This is a genomic window from Acinetobacter sp. Root1280, from assembly GCF_001425285.1.
In the GTDB taxonomy this organism is placed as follows: Bacteria; Pseudomonadota; Gammaproteobacteria; order Pseudomonadales; family Moraxellaceae; genus Acinetobacter; species Acinetobacter guillouiae.
Genome location: NZ_LMED01000016.1, coordinates 13849 through 28683 on the forward strand (window position 1 = coordinate 13849; position 14835 = coordinate 28683).

The window sequence follows — 14835 nt, forward strand, 5'->3', positions numbered from 1 at the left end:
GCGAGTTAAAGAAGATTAAATTTAAGGAAAAAAACAATGAAATTTACAACAGAGCATGAAGCACTACGCCGTACTACACGTCAGTTTGTTGAGACTGAACTCAATCCTTATATTCCGACATGGGAAGCTGAAGGGCGATTTCCTATTCATGATGTGTTTAAAAAACTGTCGGATTTAGGTTTGCTGGGGATTTGTAAGCCTGAAGAAAATGGCGGATTAGGTTTAGATTATTCTTATAACCTTGTGGTTGCAGAAGAATTAGGGCGAGCCGCCTGTGGTGGCGTACCTTTGGCGATTGGTGTGCAAACGGATATGGCAACGCCTGCTTTGGCTCGCTTTGGTAGTCAAGAATTACGGGATGAATTTTTAACACCTGCAATTGCGGGTGAATATGTCGCTTCGATTGCTGTATCGGAAGTACATGCAGGTTCAGACGTCGCAGCCATCAAAACCACCGCAAAAAAACAGGGTGATGATTATGTGATTAATGGCAGCAAAATGTGGATTACCAACTCCCTACAAGCTGACTTTTTTTGCTTATTGGCCAATACCTCTGATGATAAACCGCATGTCAATAAGTCCATGATTATTGTTCCTGCAAAATCTACAGGTATCTCCTTCTCTGAACCGCTTAATAAACTGGGAATGCGTTCAACCACAACAGCAGAAGTCTATTTTGACAATGTTCGTGTACCACAACGCTACTTGGTGGGTGCAGAAGGTATGGGCTTTATGATGCAAATGATGCAGTTCCAAGAAGAACGAATGTGGGCGGCTGCCAATGCAATTGGTGGTTTGGAAAATGTGATTCAACAAACCATTCAATATACCAAAGAACGAAGCACCTTTGGACAACCGCTGATTAACAACCAATATGTACATTTTCGTTTTGCGGAGTTGATGACTGAAGTAGAAGCTTTACGTGCCTTAACCTATCGTGCCTGTGAAATCCACATTGACGGTGGGAATGCAACAGAAATTGCCTCTATGGCAAAACTTAAAGCAGGTCGTTTGACGCGAGAAGTTGCAGACAGTTGCTTACAGTTCTGGGGTGGAAATGGTTTTATGTGGGATAACCCCGCTTCTCAGCTGTATCGTGATGGCCGTTTAGGTTCGATTGGTGGCGGTGCAGATGAAATTATGCTTGGAATTATTTGTAAGTTGATGGACATCCTTCCATCTAAACGTAAATAACAAGGAGAATAAATATGGCACTTTCGCAATCTCTAACAACACATCAGTTTGATCGCAGTATTGAGCTTGAGCAAGAAGGTAGCATTTTAACCCTATGGATTAATCGACCTGAGAGTCGCAATGCCATGAGTTTGAATATGGTCAAAGCGATTCAACAGGTGTTTAAAACGATTCAAGATGATATCTCCATTCGTGCAGTCATTTTACGTGGCAAAGATGGACATTTTTGTGCAGGCGGTGACATTAAAGATATGGCCCAACTGCGTGGTGAGGCCACCAGTGTTGGTTCTAATCAGCCTTATGTTGATTTCAATCGTCAATTTGGACATATGCTGGAGCAAGTGGATCAAGCGCCACAAACCGTTGTTGCAGTTTTAGAAGGTGCAGTATTGGGTGGCGGTTTTGGTTTGGCCTGTGTTTCAGATATTGCAATCAGTCTTGCCGATGCCAAATTTGGTTTACCTGAAACAGGATTAGGGGTTATTCCCGCCCAGATTGCCCCATTTGTGGTAAAGCGAATTGGCTTAACTCAAGCGCGTCGTTTGGCTTTACTTGGTGCACGTTTTGAGGGGCATACCGCATTGAAGGTTGGTGTTGTACATGAAGTGGTTGAGAATGAAAAAGCACTGGAAGTTTTATTGATCGAAACCATTCAGCAGATTAAACGTACCGCTCCGCAAGCGTCTCGTGTGACTAAAGCTTTATTGCATCGTACTTTAAATGAAGCTTTGACGCCTTTATTGGATGATGCTGCGCAGCAATTTGCCAATGCTGTGGGTGGTGAAGAAGGTATAGAAGGGACAATTGCCTTTATCCAAAAGCGTCATCCAAATTGGTTTGATGCATAAGTCTGACAATGCGGATCACTGATCTTGATTGAGATCGGTGTGATTCAACCAAGATAATCAAGTGAATATAAAACCAAAAATAGGGAAAACGAGAATGGCATTTTCAAAAATATTGGTGGCGAATCGTGGTGAAATTGCTGTTCGCGTGATGAAAACAGCAAAAGCAATGGGCTATCAGACCGTGGCTGTCTATTCAGATGCAGATCGTCATGCGCGCCATGTACAGCTTGCAGATGAGGCTGTATATATTGGTGCTTCAAAAGTTTCAGCATCCTATTTATCTATTCAAAATATTATCGACGCATGTAAAAAAACGGGGGCTGATGCTGTTCATCCCGGTTATGGTTTCCTTTCTGAAAATACCGATTTTGCAGCAGCCTGTGAGAAAAATGGAATTACCTTTATTGGCCCACCTGCACCTGCAATTGAATTGATGGGCAGTAAACGTCTGTCAAAAATTGCCATGATTCAGGCGGGTGTACCATGTGTACCGGGTTATGAAGGTGATCAGCAAGATATAGAGTATTTAGAACAACAAGCCAATAAAATTGGTTATCCACTGATGGTCAAAGCTTCAGCAGGCGGTGGTGGGCGCGGTATGCGGCTGGTACAGCAATCTGCTGATATTGTTGAAGCCTTAAAAACAGCGCGCTCTGAAGCAGAAAATGCCTTTGGTTCAGGTGAGCTGATTCTTGAAAAAGCTGTGATTGCTCCACGCCATGTTGAGATACAGGTATTTGGCGATACCCACGGCAATTATGTGTATTTATTTGAGCGTGATTGTTCGATACAGCGTCGTCATCAAAAAGTGGTTGAGGAAGCTCCATGCCCAGTGATGACTGAAAGCTTACGCCAACAAATGGGTGAGGCTGCTGTTGCAGCCGCGAAATCATGTGATTATGTCGGTGCAGGAACGGTTGAGTTTTTATTGGATCAATCGGGTGAGTTTTATTTCCTCGAAATGAATACACGTTTGCAAGTTGAGCATCCAGTAACAGAGCTGATCACGGGTTTAGATCTGGTGGAATGGCAACTGCGTGTGGCCAATGGTGAAACCTTGCCCTTACAACAGTCTGAACTGACCTTGTCAGGGCATGCGATAGAAGTTCGCTTATATGCAGAAGACCCACGGCAAGACTTCTTGCCACAGACAGGTCAAATACAGCGCTGGCAAGCTGCTGATTTACCCAATGTTCGAATTGATCATGGTTTGTTGAAACAGGATGAAATTAGTCCGTTTTACGACCCAATGGTGGCAAAAGTCATTGCATATGGTCAAACCCGTCAGGATGCCATTCGGCTCTTGGCGCGTGCTGTAGATGATTGTGTATTGTTGGGGGTAAATAGTAATAAGCAGTTTTTAGTGAATTTACTTAGACACCCTATTATTGTCAAAGGTGACACCAATACCGCTTTTATTCAGGAACATTTCCAAACAGATGCCAGCTTACATAAACAGGCTTTGGGCTTAGAACACCTAGCTGTTGCTGCGGCACTGTTGACCAATGCTTCCAGCCAAAGCAGTTGGAATACCGGAATTGCGTTATCTTTACCTTTAAAACTCAAGCATGATGATCAGTTATTACAGCTTTTGGTGAAACGTGATCAAAACCAAGTGAGCGTTGAAATTTGTGGGCAGACACTTGGGATCACCATTATTGAACAGCAAGCAGAAAAATTCATTTATGAGGTAGATGGAGTACGCCGTTCGATTGACTATGTCTTAGATGGAAATCAACTGTACTTAGATGCGGTAAATGGCAATATCAGTATTGAAAATACCACCTATGCAGCACCTGAAACTTCCGATGTCGCAGGCGATGGTCACATTCGTGCACCAATGGATGGTGCGATTATCAATATCTTGGTAAATGCGGGTGATACGGTGACTAAAGGTCAAACTTTGTTGATTTTAGAAGCGATGAAGATTCAGCAACAGATTAAGTCTGATGTGGACGGTGTCGTGAATGAGATTATTGGGCAAGTTGGACAACAGGTAAAGAAACGTCAGTTGGTATTGAATATTCAGGCTTGATTGATCAGATTAAGCTTATTGTATAGGGACTTAAAAACTTCAATATTCTCGTGTATTGGAGTTTTTTTGATTGCTGAAAGTAATAAAGCATGTACATGCTTGACAGCTTTTTAGTCTATTGTTATTTTTCGGCAATTCTTCTCAATATGCGATCCACATGCCGATTGATGATGGCTTTGTTTATCAGCCTCCTTTAGATCCACTTGACATTATTTTTGAAGATAATGACTTTGTTGCCATCAATAAACCCGCAGGGTTACTTTCAGTTCCGGGGCGTTTGCCTGAACATCACGACAGCGCTTATTTTCGAGTATTGGCAATATATCCAAATGCCAAGATTACCCATCGTTTGGATATGGCAACCTCGGGCATTCTGTTGTTTGCCAAACATCGTGATGCAGAAGTTGCAGCAAGTAAAATGTTTCAAGCGAGAACTGTTAAAAAAAATTATATTGCTTTGGTGCAAGGGCAAATCAATAGCAATGGTCGTGTGGATGTGCCTTTGATTACCGATTGGGAAAATCGTCCACGCCAGATCGTGCATTTTGAGTTAGGTAAACCCGCTCAAACTTTATTTGAATCTGTAAGCTATGATGCTGAAGAGGATGTAAGTCGGGTGTTACTAACACCGATTACGGGACGTTCTCATCAATTACGGGTGCATATGCAATATATTGGGCATCCGATTATGCGCGATAAGCTTTATCATCCTACGCCGTTTAACACCGATTTAGCGCGTATGGCATTGCATGCAAGCTATTTGTCTTTTATGCAGCCTTTTAATAATCTACTGGTTGAGATTGTATCTGAGCCTGAGTTTTAGCATTTGGCTAAATCAAAAAAGCCTGCAAAATTGCAGGCTTTGATCATTGAGAGGGGGATTAAACTTGGTTGTTAACATCATCATGTTTTGTTTCACGAATGGCCAAGAATGCCAACAGTGAAAGAATGGATGCTGCTGTCAAGTAGTAACCCACCGCTTGTAAGCCATATTTGGTTGCAAGTTCAGTTGCGATCAGAGGTGCAAAAGATGCGCCCAAAATACCTGCCAAGTTAAAGGTTAATGCAGAGCCTGTATAACGTACAGAAATCGGGAAAATTTCAGACAAAACTGTACCAATTGGACCATATGTCATTCCCATCAATGCTAAACCTACACATAAGAACAAGAACACAATCACTGTGCTACCTGACTCAAGCATACTGGCAAATACTAAACCAAAAAGTGCAGAGGCAATACATACCCCAATAGAGGTTGCTTTACGCCCAAACTTCTCAGCAAATACAGCAGAAAGCGGAATAAAAGCAGCAAAACACAGTGTTGCGACCAGTTGCATCTCTAAGAATTCTGCACGTGAGTAACCCAGTTGTTTGGTTCCCCAGTTGAGTGCAAATACTGTTGTGAGATAGAACACCACGAATGTACATACCGCAGCAATTGTGCCGAGGAAGAGCATTTTATAATGTTTGGTCACAACTTCTTTAAATGGAACATTAACTTCTTTTTGTTTGTCTAATACTTTTTGGAACGCTGGGGTTTCATGCAATTTTAAGCGAATATATAAACCCACAATCACCAATGCAGCACTTGCAAGGAATGGAATACGCCAGCCCCATTGCATAAAGTCTGCTTCAGACATCAATGCGCCAAGACCAAGGAATGAACCCGTTGCCAAGATAAAACCGATCGGTGCGCCCAGTTGCGGGAACATTCCATACCAAGCACGTTTGCCTTCAGGCGCATTTTCGGTTGCAAGCAGGACTGCGCCAGACCATTCACCACCAAGACCTAAGCCTTGACCTAAACGACAAAGTGCAAGTAATAGCGGTGCAACGATACCAATCTGTGCATAGGTTGGAAGTAGACCAATACACACTGTTGAAACACCCATGGTCAATAAAGCCGCGACTAGGGTTGCTTTACGACCAATACGATCACCTAAGTGACCAAAGATTGCTGCGCCAATAGGGCGGGCAATAAATGCGATGGCAAATGTTGCGAGTGATTGAATTGTTGCCGTCATCGGATCTGTACTTGCTGGGAAGAACAGATGCGGAAAAATAAGGACTGCAGCAGTTGCATAGATATAAAAATCGAAGAATTCGATTGTTGTACCCACAAGACTTGCGAAAAGAACGCGAGCCTTTGAATTTGTTTGAATTTCTGGAGTAGCAGTAGATAATGACGCCATGGTGAACCTTACACTTTTAAAAGTAAAACGAGTCTTTAAAGCGTAATCTTTTTAAAAAAGGCGTAATTTCTTAAAAAAACAACGAGATCAACCCAAATTCACTCCATCAGGGTCACTGAATTTTGAGTGTCTATGAATTAAATGACGTAAAGATAGATTGCAAGGAAATGTGATCCTGCACCGACCAAAACAAATATATGCCAAATAGCATGAGTGTATCTTACTCTTTTTAAGGCATAAAACAATGCGCCTATTGTATATGCTAAACCACCAATGACCAATAATTTTAATGCTTCTGGTTTTAAATACTGTTGCATATCATCTATTACAAGCACGGCAAGCCAACCCATGACCAAATAAGCAATCAGTGAAATTTTTTCAAAACGATGAATGAATATTAACTTGAATAGTGTTCCAATGGCTGCGATGACCCAAAGTGCAATCAATAAATAATGTGCTTTTGCTGTTGGGATGGCAATTGCCAAAAAGGGCGTATAGGTTCCCGCAATTAAATAATAAATCGCGGTATGATCCAGCTTTTTATACCATTGGCGTTTTTTTTCATCGACAGAAAAATGATAAATTGCTGAACTGGAAAACAGTAAAATCATGCTTAGACCATAGACAAGCAATCCAAAAAATTGCCATCCATGCAGATAGTTGCCTTTAATCAGCATCAAAACAGTCGCTATAGCAGCCAAAATTGCACCGAATGCATGACTCAACGCATTAATACGTTCTTCTTGTGGTGCATAGATGTGAATCAATTTATCTGTCGACATTGGATCTTATTATCCTAAAAATACAACTGTATAGTAATGGAGTTTTACCTTTAAAGTAAGACGTCTTAAAATAGGTAACTTAATTAATACGAGTTTTGATTATGTCCAATGTGGCAAGCTTATCTGTTCAGGAACAACAATTTTTTGATAGCGTACAGCAAGCTATTGATAATCAAAGCTTAGATCGTTTGATTTTAAGTCAGTATAAAGGAGAATTGGTTGATTTAGAGAAAATGACCTTTCGCGTCATTCAGCTACAGAATGAAACGGTTCTAAGCTGTCTATATCGTTACAAAACCAATGATATTACTAAAAACTATCCACTTCCCCATGCATTAACCACGATTCAGGGGCTGGCAGAGGATTGTAAACAAGCCAATTTATTTACCCATGAGGCTGAAACGCAGCTGAAGAAAAATAAAAAGAAAGCCTTGCTGACCGTCAGTAAAAATAAGCTGGATAAAACCGCTAAAAACCAACAACAAGGGCATGATCGTACAAAACATCGTTTTGTCGATCAAGAAAGTTATTTCCTCCAACCGCTTGGCATTACCGATGCCAATGCACAGATTATTCCAAGCATGGCACGTAAGTGGAAGCAGATTAACAAATTTGTTGAAATCTTTTCAGGTGCTTTAGTGCATATTCAACAGCCAGAGATTTTAGCGCACGATGGAAAAACCAAAGATCAGGCTTTAAAAATTGTCGATTTTGGTTCAGGAAAAGGCTATTTAACGTTTGCTTTATATGATTATTTGGCAAAACAACATCAAACCCCATTTGTAACAGGTGTTGAGCTGAATGACAAAATGGTGAAATTTTGCCAAGAGGTTGCGCAAAAGTCTGATTTTAATCAATTGGATTTTTTCCAGGGTGATGTGAGAACGTATCATCCATCCCATTTGGATATTATGATCGCCTTACATGCGTGTGATGTTGCAACAGATTTTGCGATACATACAGGTATCCGTTTAAACGCTCAAATGATTATGTGTGCACCTTGTTGCCACAAAGAATTACGCCCACAATTGAACAGTCCACAAGTTCTACAACCAATGTTGCAATTCGGTATTCATGCAGGACAACAAGCTGAAATGCTGACAGATACCATGCGAGCTCTTTTGCTGAAAGCGTATGGTTATGAAACCAAAGTCTTTGAATTTGTGGCATTAGAACATACCAGTAAAAACAAAATGATTTTGGCAACCAAGCGTAAAGATTTCACTGCACCTGATCAAACAGTCTTAGATCAAATTCGTGCTTTAAAAGAGATGTATGGGATTCAAAAACAATCCTTAGAATTATTATTAAATGATCAGTGGGACCAGCAAGACATTGGCGCTAAGTGCTAGCGCGTTGTGAGGAGAGAACGCAGGTTTAACTGCTTTCTCTCTTGCTACTATTTAGATAAATTATTTTATTGCTGATTCATTTCATCAAGCTCAGCTTCGCTTGAGCCCGTGGTTTTTTGAGAGATCGTATCTGGAAAATATTGCGGATCATCCATTTCTGGAATCAATTGTTCACCCATTTTATGAATCAAGATACTGGTTTTTAATGTTTCTGTTGGGGCTTTAATCAGTAGTTCTGTCAGAAAGTCTGTTGCTTTAGCTGCAAATTGAGCATCACTTTCTTTGCTAGCACGTTCAGGCATTTGGACATTGTCTAAATTAAGCACAGGGACTTTACAGGTTAACGGTACTTGAAAACTTTGACTATTTTCAATAATTTTACCATCCTGTTTACAGCTTTGATATGCAGCACTTTGAGCTTTCATTTGGCGTTCAAATGCTGGCGCAACAATTTTAAAATCGTTGGCATTAAATTGTTCTTTGAGTATTTCCGTCATCTTTTCAGATGCAGTGGCTTGTTTTTCGCCACTTTCATCGCGGTTTTTTTTAGCTTCAGCTTCTGAGATACCTGCAATTGCGGCACTCATTTTTAAATTAAGCTGATCTTGATTTGGGTCTTGAGAAAATAATCCAATCATGCTTTTTGAGATAATGTTCACACGATCTAGCTCAGATGTTTTTGCATAAATACTTTGAGTCGTCAGTAAAATTGCGCTATAAATAAATACTTTAAATTTATGATTTAGAAACATAATTATTCTACAAGTTTAGTTAAGTTGGTGAAAGTGAACGCATTGTCACTGTGCATTACATGAGGGTCTGTTGACATTTCATAAATGGCTTGCGTTGTAGGTTAAAATTGAGCAGGCAAGGCATGAAACGAAGAGAATAGCGAGACTATTTTCGAGTTTCATGGCTGAGATAATTTTAGCCACAACCCTGAGCAAGAACAAAGCACTGCTTTGTTTGCAGCGCAAGGCGCAGCGGGGGACTAGCGTGTTTTTTGCCGCTACGTTGTTACGAACTACTCATTTAGAATAACTAAATTTCGTATTTCGTGCCTAGTATCGGCTAAAAAACACACGTAGGCGCAAACGTAGACGAATTGTCAACAGACCCTAACATAATTGCAAGAATGAAGGATCAATTTCTCAACCATTAGGATTTAAATAATGAGCCAATTTGTCATTCAATCTGGGCCGTGGAGTCAGCTTCAACACGATGCAAAACTGATTCGAAGCATGGTTTTTATCGAAGAACAAAACATCAGTGAAGCAGATGAATGGGATGAGCAGGATGCCATTTCATTACATTTTGTTGTATATGCTCAAGATCAACCGATTGCTACAGCGCGGTTATTGGAAAATAACAGTATTGGTCGAGTTGCTGTGTTGCAACAATATCGAGGTGAGGGGATTGGTAAACTGCTTATGCAACAGATTATTCAAGTAGCAAAACAGCAAAATAGAGCATTTCTTCAATTATCCGCTCAAGTCTATGCAACGCGCTTCTATGAAAACTTAGGCTTTCAGGTACAAGGTGAAGAATATTTAGATTGTGAGATTCCACATATCGATATGGGGTTAAGTTTAAAAATGACTGAATTGAAATAAACCTACATCGAAATAAGCCAAGATTGAAATAAACCCACATTGAAATAAGCCAAGAGAATCGATTTGCCCATGCTCAGTATAAAAACCCCGTTAATTCAATCTTTAGTTTTAAGCCAACTGAATCAATGTCAGGTGTGGTTAAAAATGGAAGCCTTACAACCGTCGGCATCATTTAAACAACGAGGCATTAGCCATGCCTGTCAAAAATATTTTGAGCAAGGTGCTCAGCGTTTTATCAGTTCATCGGGTGGCAATGCAGGCTTAGCTGTTGCTTATACAGGTCGACAACTGGGTGTTCCGGTGACCGTCGTTGTTCCTGAAACCACAGCACAACGTGCGAGAGAATTAATTGCCCAGCAAGGTGCAGAGGTTATTGTACATGGCGCTTCATGGACCGAAGCCAATGCTTTAGCGCAGTCCTTATTAACACAGCATGATGTATTTATTCATCCTTTTGATCATCCACTGTTATGGGAAGGCATTATCCCGATGATTGATGAAGTCATTGCAGAAGGTGTTACTCCAGATGCGGTGGTCTTATCTGTGGGTGGCGGAAGTTTACTTTCAGGTGTTGCAGCAGGATTAAAGAAACATGGTTTAGCCCATATTCCAATTTATGCGGTTGAAACCCAAGGTACAGCATCCTTACATACTTCGATTGTCGCTAAGCAACATGTTGAATTGGATCAAGTGAGTGGTATAGCAACAACACTTGCAGCAAAAAAAGTTTGTCAAAATGCATTTGAAGTGAGCCAAGCACTTGAAGTTCGTAGTTTGGTTGTTTCAGATCAAGACACTGTAGATGCTTGTTTAAAATTTGTGGATGATCATCGTATTTTGGTTGAGCCGGCATGTGGTGCAACGTTATCAGTGCTTTATGATCAGACGATTCAATTTAAACCCGCTGATCAGGTCTTGGTGATTGTATGTGGTGGCGCAGGGATTACCCTAGAAACACTACAAGCATTCAATGGATAGATCGGATTGAATAGATAATCAATGATTATAATCTATTGATCCTTTAACAAGTCTTTTCGATTTAGAGGATGGTGAGATGATTCAAGTTGTACTTTTTGATTTAGATCAAACCTTACTTGATCGCACCTCCTCCCTAAAGGCTTTTTTAAATTGGCAGGTAAATTTCTTCGAGCTGGTTACGATTCAACAGAAACCACAATTTATTCAGCGTTTTATTGAGTTGGATAACAATGGTTCTGTATGGAAAGATCAGATATATGCTCAACTTATTCAAGAGTTTCAAATATCCAGCTATTCGACACAAGCGCTATTAAAGAATTATATTCAAGACTTTAATAAATTTTGTCGAAGCTTTAGCGATGTTGATCTGGTTATTTATAGCTTGTTTAAGGCAAATTTTTCTCTTGGATTAATCTCTAATGGAAAGACGCCTTTTCAGGAAGATAATTTTAAAGCCTTAGGTTTAAGTGAGTATTTTTCGAGTGTGATTGTTTCAGAAGCTGTTGGACTGCGAAAGCCTCATCCAGAAATTTTCCAATTGGCATGTCAGCAGCTCGGTGTTATTCCTCAGCACTGCGTTTTTGTTGGCGATCATGAGATAGCAGACATTCGCGGTGCAAAAGCGTTGGGCATGAAAACGATCTTATTTGATCCTCAACAAAAAGAAACATCGACACAGGCCGATCATCGTGTAAAGTCTTTTCAAGACATACTTAGTATTTTAAAAATAAAATGAAAAGATTATATAAGCACGGCATGGTAAAGTTTCAGGTTTTATTTTTATTTGGAGTTGTATCTCAATTCAGTGTATTTGCACAAGCCGAAACAGATAAACAACAACCGTTAGCCTATGAGTTGCAGGTAGAAACAAAGCCAAAAACTTATGATCCAGCGACACAGTCACGGATTCGGGTCTATCGAAAGGGTGCGACAAAAACTTTAATTCAACATTCATTTGATTGTGCAGGAAGAAAAGCTGGGATACGGGATTACTTAAGTGGAAATGGTGCATTATCTGCGCTAAAAGCGTATGCCAGAATCACCTTTAATATCGAAGAAGGGATGCCTCGTAGTGCGATTCAGAAAGAAGCTGAAAGCAATGCTATGCGAACTTACCAACTGATTTCTTATAAAGAGTTTATTTTAAATGCCGACCAACCTGTGAATTTATATGGTTTTGTATTTGGAGCGACTGATTCATCTCGGACAAAAGCACAAGTTTTTGATCAATGTGTGGATGCTGTTGCTTCGTTCAGACCACAGGCTGGACACGATTATGAAATTTTAGGTAAATATCAAAATAACCAATGCCAATTTCAAGTATTTGATCTAAAAACCAATCAAGAAGTGACTGTGTCTGACAAGCTTTATGCATGCCCTGAAAAGTCATGGAAATTTTGGAAAAGGGATCAGTAAATGAAAAGTGCAATACTTGGTATTTTTTTGATGATGGGTCTTATTGTACCCAATTTGACTTGGGCATCTTATCTGAACCATTGCCTATTAACGGTTAAAGTCTTAGAAGCGACTTCAACAATGACTATGGCAATCAATGGGCCACAAGGTGAGTTTGAAAAAAGTAAATTGACGATGTATATCAAAATATTAAAAGCTGAAAAGAATGGAAGAGCTGACAGTGGATGCCAATCACTGGTCAATCAACGCATGCGAATTACGATTGAACAGCCACCTTTGATCAGTTTAGTCAAAGGGCAAGTTGTACAAGTAGAAAGCATCACTAAGGATGCTTTTCCACAAGAAGGATATGTCACGCAATACAAGCTAAAAAACTAGTCTGTTGGGAATTTCGCTTTTAGCCTTTGTGTGCGTTACTCCAGTCTTCTATGGCTTTTTGTCCGCTTTCTAAGCCAACTTCATAGGTATATTGCAATTTGCGTTTATCTTTACATAAACGGCCTGCTAACTTTTTATTGTCAGGTGGGCAGATTTCAAAAATGCTTTGTTGAGTATTTTGGCGGATAAAATCGACAGTTTGGTTATAACGAGGACAGCGGTTTTTCAGACTATCTGCAAAGCCAGTATGTTGATTAAGCAAATATTTTGCCAAGAATTGATCTGCTTTACTGCTGGCTTTAAAGTAATTTTGTGTACGCGTACGAATCACCAAGAGATTTTGAATATTTGCTTGTTGCGCTGCCCATTGAACAGGGAGGGCATCTGCGACACCGCCATCAAAATAAGGCTCTCCAAAAATTTCTACAGCCTGTCGTGTCAGATAGGGAATAGAACTAGAAGCACGTAATCCATCGATAATATTGTCTTTCCCAGCACGTAAATATTCAGGATAACCTGTACGAGCATGAGTCAACACCATATAAAAGTCAGGATTTTGACTAAATAAAGCTTGTTGATCTAGAGGATTCTCTTTCTCGACAATATCCCACATCCATTGCATATCCAGTAAATCCCCACCTTTAAAAAAGCGAGCATAACGAATAAATTCAGGTCGAAGTGAGTGGTCTAAATAGAGTTCGATATTACGACCTTGTTGTCGAGCAAGGTAATTGGCGAGGTTTGTTGAACCAGAAGACACTCCCACAAAAAGATCAAAAGGGTTAAAATTTTGTTGTAGGAAAGCGTCAAGTACACCGCAGGTAAAAGCCCCACGCATACCGCCACCTTCTACGACAAGCGCATTACGTGAATCATTGATCATAGATTGTTTAGTTTGCATGTTCTGGCTGAGCTGAGTTGTGTGGCATGTTTTTCATTTCATCATTCGACATTTGCTGCGTGTCATGTGGAGGTGCTGTATCGGTATTCTCCGTCTGAGGCGTCGCTATCTGCTTATTTTGCTGACTCGGCATATAATCTGGTTCATTGGTTACAGCCATATAGAAGAATACAAGGAATAAACAGCTAAAGATTGTTGCGAAAATTACTGCTTTAGATTTCCACAACGGTTTCTTGGGAGAGTTAACATCGTTCATAGGAAAATTCCTAAAAGAATGAAATGTGTAGCTATTTTATAACATAAAGCAGTAGTAAAGTTGGCATTGCTATAAAAGACATAAATTAAATGAGGCTTATGTATATAAACACAACATGGATTGATCAGCATATGAATACATATTAGACATAACAAACAGGCTGAGATTAAAATTGAAATCAAGCATACAAACAAGATTATTTTGAGCTTGATTTTAGGTGTTTATGGAAATGAATAATGTTGATTTATTAGAAATATATGAATATTTAAACTACATTTTTAGTGAGATTATTTATTTAATTTTTCAACAATTAATCAAAAAATCTATTTGAATTTAAGTGTTTTTAGTAATGAAATTGTTTTTTTAAATAGAAAAATTTTAGAATTAATTTATAATAGAGGCAATTAAAACGAATAAATTATTAAAATGAATAGCTTAGTAAATAGCATTTATAAAATATTGGATCAGCTTGGACTAAACGCACAAAAACGAGCCTTGCATATCCAATTTAGCAATACAGACTTAAACAACCAAGTCTTCTTACAACGTATCGATGGACAACATGGTTTAAACCAAGGTGTGTCTGTTGAACTGATTTGCCTTGCCACTTCAGCAACGATTCCGCTTAAACAATTTATCGGTAGCCAAGTGGCCATTGATCAAGTCACAGATCATGGACAACTGTTTCGTAGCACAGGAGTGATTACTGAGGCCGCACAAGGGCAGAGTGATGGTGCACTCACGCTATATAAACTCAAACTCGAAGATGCGACCTCATTGTGGCATAAACGTCGTAACAGCCGAGTGTTTATGAATAAGTCGGTTGTTCAAGTCATAGAAACGCTGTTTAAAGAATGGCAAGACAAAAGCCCACTCTTTGCATCGAGTCT

Annotated in this window: 16 protein-coding genes; 11 read left to right on the forward strand and 5 right to left on the reverse strand. The window is 39.8% G+C overall.

Annotated features, from left to right (window positions below; translation table 11 throughout):
* Positions 1–36: 36 nt before the first annotated feature.
* From ASC84_RS13860 to ASC84_RS13875, 4 genes are all read left to right on the forward strand, one after another.
* A complete protein-coding gene (locus ASC84_RS13860) occupies positions 37–1194 on the forward strand; it encodes an acyl-CoA dehydrogenase family protein (RefSeq protein ID WP_004724108.1) in 1158 nt (385 codons plus the stop codon).
* Between the two features lie 14 nt (positions 1195–1208).
* A complete protein-coding gene (locus tag ASC84_RS13865) occupies positions 1209–2042 on the forward strand; it encodes an enoyl-CoA hydratase/isomerase family protein (protein WP_056515690.1) in 834 nt (277 codons plus the stop codon).
* 94 nt (positions 2043–2136) lie between these two features.
* Complete coding sequence (locus ASC84_RS13870; RefSeq protein ID WP_056515692.1) at positions 2137–4077, forward strand: acetyl/propionyl/methylcrotonyl-CoA carboxylase subunit alpha; 1941 nt, start codon at positions 2137–2139, stop codon at positions 4075–4077.
* 157 nt (positions 4078–4234) lie between these two features.
* The gene (locus ASC84_RS13875) at positions 4235–4900 is read left to right on the forward strand and encodes an RluA family pseudouridine synthase (RefSeq protein ID WP_056515697.1); all 666 of its coding nucleotides are present in this window, start codon (positions 4235–4237) and stop codon (positions 4898–4900) included.
* A gap of 58 nt (positions 4901–4958) precedes the next feature.
* Here the strand turns inward: ASC84_RS13875 and ASC84_RS13880 are convergent, their stop codons facing one another.
* Positions 4959–6269, reverse strand: a complete 1311-nt coding sequence (locus tag ASC84_RS13880; protein WP_004724104.1) for an MFS transporter — start codon at positions 6267–6269, stop codon at positions 4959–4961.
* Between the two features lie 137 nt (positions 6270–6406).
* Positions 6407–7051: a hemolysin III family protein gene (locus tag ASC84_RS13885; RefSeq protein WP_056515700.1), complete on the reverse strand. Its 645-nt coding sequence runs from the start codon at positions 7049–7051 to the stop codon at positions 6407–6409.
* Positions 7052–7152: 101 nt separating this feature from the next.
* Here ASC84_RS13885 and ASC84_RS13890 point away from each other — a divergent pair, with 101 nt between their 5' ends.
* Positions 7153–8403 (forward strand): SAM-dependent methyltransferase, encoded by a 1251-nt coding sequence (locus tag ASC84_RS13890; protein ID WP_056515703.1) that lies wholly within the window; start codon positions 7153–7155, stop codon positions 8401–8403.
* A gap of 65 nt (positions 8404–8468) precedes the next feature.
* On the opposite strand, the gene ASC84_RS13895 is transcribed toward ASC84_RS13890, so the two are convergent.
* The gene (locus ASC84_RS13895; RefSeq protein ID WP_056515708.1) at positions 8469–9155 is read right to left on the reverse strand and encodes a hypothetical protein; all 687 of its coding nucleotides are present in this window, start codon (positions 9153–9155) and stop codon (positions 8469–8471) included.
* 420 nt (positions 9156–9575) lie between these two features.
* Here ASC84_RS13895 and ASC84_RS13900 point away from each other — a divergent pair, with 420 nt between their 5' ends.
* From ASC84_RS13900 to ASC84_RS13920, 5 genes are all read left to right on the forward strand, one after another.
* Complete coding sequence (locus ASC84_RS13900; protein WP_056515711.1) at positions 9576–10016, forward strand: GNAT family N-acetyltransferase; 441 nt, start codon at positions 9576–9578, stop codon at positions 10014–10016.
* 69 nt (positions 10017–10085) lie between these two features.
* Complete coding sequence (locus tag ASC84_RS13905; protein WP_056515713.1) at positions 10086–10994, forward strand: pyridoxal-phosphate dependent enzyme; 909 nt, start codon at positions 10086–10088, stop codon at positions 10992–10994.
* Positions 10995–11070: 76 nt separating this feature from the next.
* Positions 11071–11730 (forward strand): HAD family hydrolase, encoded by a 660-nt coding sequence (locus tag ASC84_RS13910; RefSeq protein ID WP_056515718.1) that lies wholly within the window; start codon positions 11071–11073, stop codon positions 11728–11730.
* 20 nt (positions 11731–11750) lie between these two features.
* Entirely contained in the window at positions 11751–12410 is a 660-nt protein-coding gene (locus ASC84_RS13915) for a hypothetical protein (RefSeq protein WP_227515151.1), read from the forward strand.
* A complete protein-coding gene (locus ASC84_RS13920; protein WP_004724091.1) occupies positions 12411–12788 on the forward strand; it encodes a hypothetical protein in 378 nt (125 codons plus the stop codon). It begins immediately after the preceding gene.
* A 19-nt stretch (positions 12789–12807) separates the two neighbouring features.
* On the opposite strand, the gene ASC84_RS13925 is transcribed toward ASC84_RS13920, so the two are convergent.
* Positions 12808–13671 (reverse strand): patatin family protein, encoded by an 864-nt coding sequence (locus ASC84_RS13925; protein WP_056515727.1) that lies wholly within the window; start codon positions 13669–13671, stop codon positions 12808–12810.
* A gap of 7 nt (positions 13672–13678) precedes the next feature.
* Positions 13679–13945, reverse strand: a complete 267-nt coding sequence (locus ASC84_RS13930; RefSeq protein ID WP_004724087.1) for a hypothetical protein — start codon at positions 13943–13945, stop codon at positions 13679–13681.
* A 426-nt stretch (positions 13946–14371) separates the two neighbouring features.
* Here ASC84_RS13930 and ASC84_RS13935 point away from each other — a divergent pair.
* Positions 14372–14835 (forward strand): phage late control D family protein (locus ASC84_RS13935; protein ID WP_201784139.1); only part of this gene is annotated, 464 nt, incomplete at its 3' end.

What these genes read in the sequence shown, in the direction of transcription:
- ASC84_RS13860 (WP_004724108.1), top strand. Translation starts at nt 37, where the DNA reads ATGAAATTTACAACAGAGCATGAAGCACTACGCCGTACTACACGTCAG.
- ASC84_RS13865 (WP_056515690.1), top strand. Translation starts at nt 1,209, where the DNA reads ATGGCACTTTCGCAATCTCTAACAACACATCAGTTTGATCGCAGTATT.
- ASC84_RS13870 (WP_056515692.1), top strand. Translation starts at nt 2,137, where the DNA reads ATGGCATTTTCAAAAATATTGGTGGCGAATCGTGGTGAAATTGCTGTT.
- ASC84_RS13875 (WP_056515697.1), top strand. Translation starts at nt 4,235, where the DNA reads ATGCCGATTGATGATGGCTTTGTTTATCAGCCTCCTTTAGATCCACTT.
- ASC84_RS13880 (WP_004724104.1), bottom strand. Translation starts at nt 6,269, where the DNA reads ATGGCGTCATTATCTACTGCTACTCCAGAAATTCAAACAAATTCAAAG.
- ASC84_RS13885 (WP_056515700.1), bottom strand. Translation starts at nt 7,051, where the DNA reads ATGTCGACAGATAAATTGATTCACATCTATGCACCACAAGAAGAACGT.
- ASC84_RS13890 (WP_056515703.1), top strand. Translation starts at nt 7,153, where the DNA reads ATGTCCAATGTGGCAAGCTTATCTGTTCAGGAACAACAATTTTTTGAT.
- ASC84_RS13895 (WP_056515708.1), bottom strand. Translation starts at nt 9,155, where the DNA reads ATGTTTCTAAATCATAAATTTAAAGTATTTATTTATAGCGCAATTTTA.
- ASC84_RS13900 (WP_056515711.1), top strand. Translation starts at nt 9,576, where the DNA reads ATGAGCCAATTTGTCATTCAATCTGGGCCGTGGAGTCAGCTTCAACAC.
- ASC84_RS13905 (WP_056515713.1), top strand. Translation starts at nt 10,086, where the DNA reads ATGCTCAGTATAAAAACCCCGTTAATTCAATCTTTAGTTTTAAGCCAA.
- ASC84_RS13910 (WP_056515718.1), top strand. Translation starts at nt 11,071, where the DNA reads ATGATTCAAGTTGTACTTTTTGATTTAGATCAAACCTTACTTGATCGC.
- ASC84_RS13915 (WP_227515151.1), top strand. Translation starts at nt 11,751, where the DNA reads ATGGTAAAGTTTCAGGTTTTATTTTTATTTGGAGTTGTATCTCAATTC.
- ASC84_RS13920 (WP_004724091.1), top strand. Translation starts at nt 12,411, where the DNA reads ATGAAAAGTGCAATACTTGGTATTTTTTTGATGATGGGTCTTATTGTA.
- ASC84_RS13925 (WP_056515727.1), bottom strand. Translation starts at nt 13,671, where the DNA reads ATGATCAATGATTCACGTAATGCGCTTGTCGTAGAAGGTGGCGGTATG.
- ASC84_RS13930 (WP_004724087.1), bottom strand. Translation starts at nt 13,945, where the DNA reads ATGAACGATGTTAACTCTCCCAAGAAACCGTTGTGGAAATCTAAAGCA.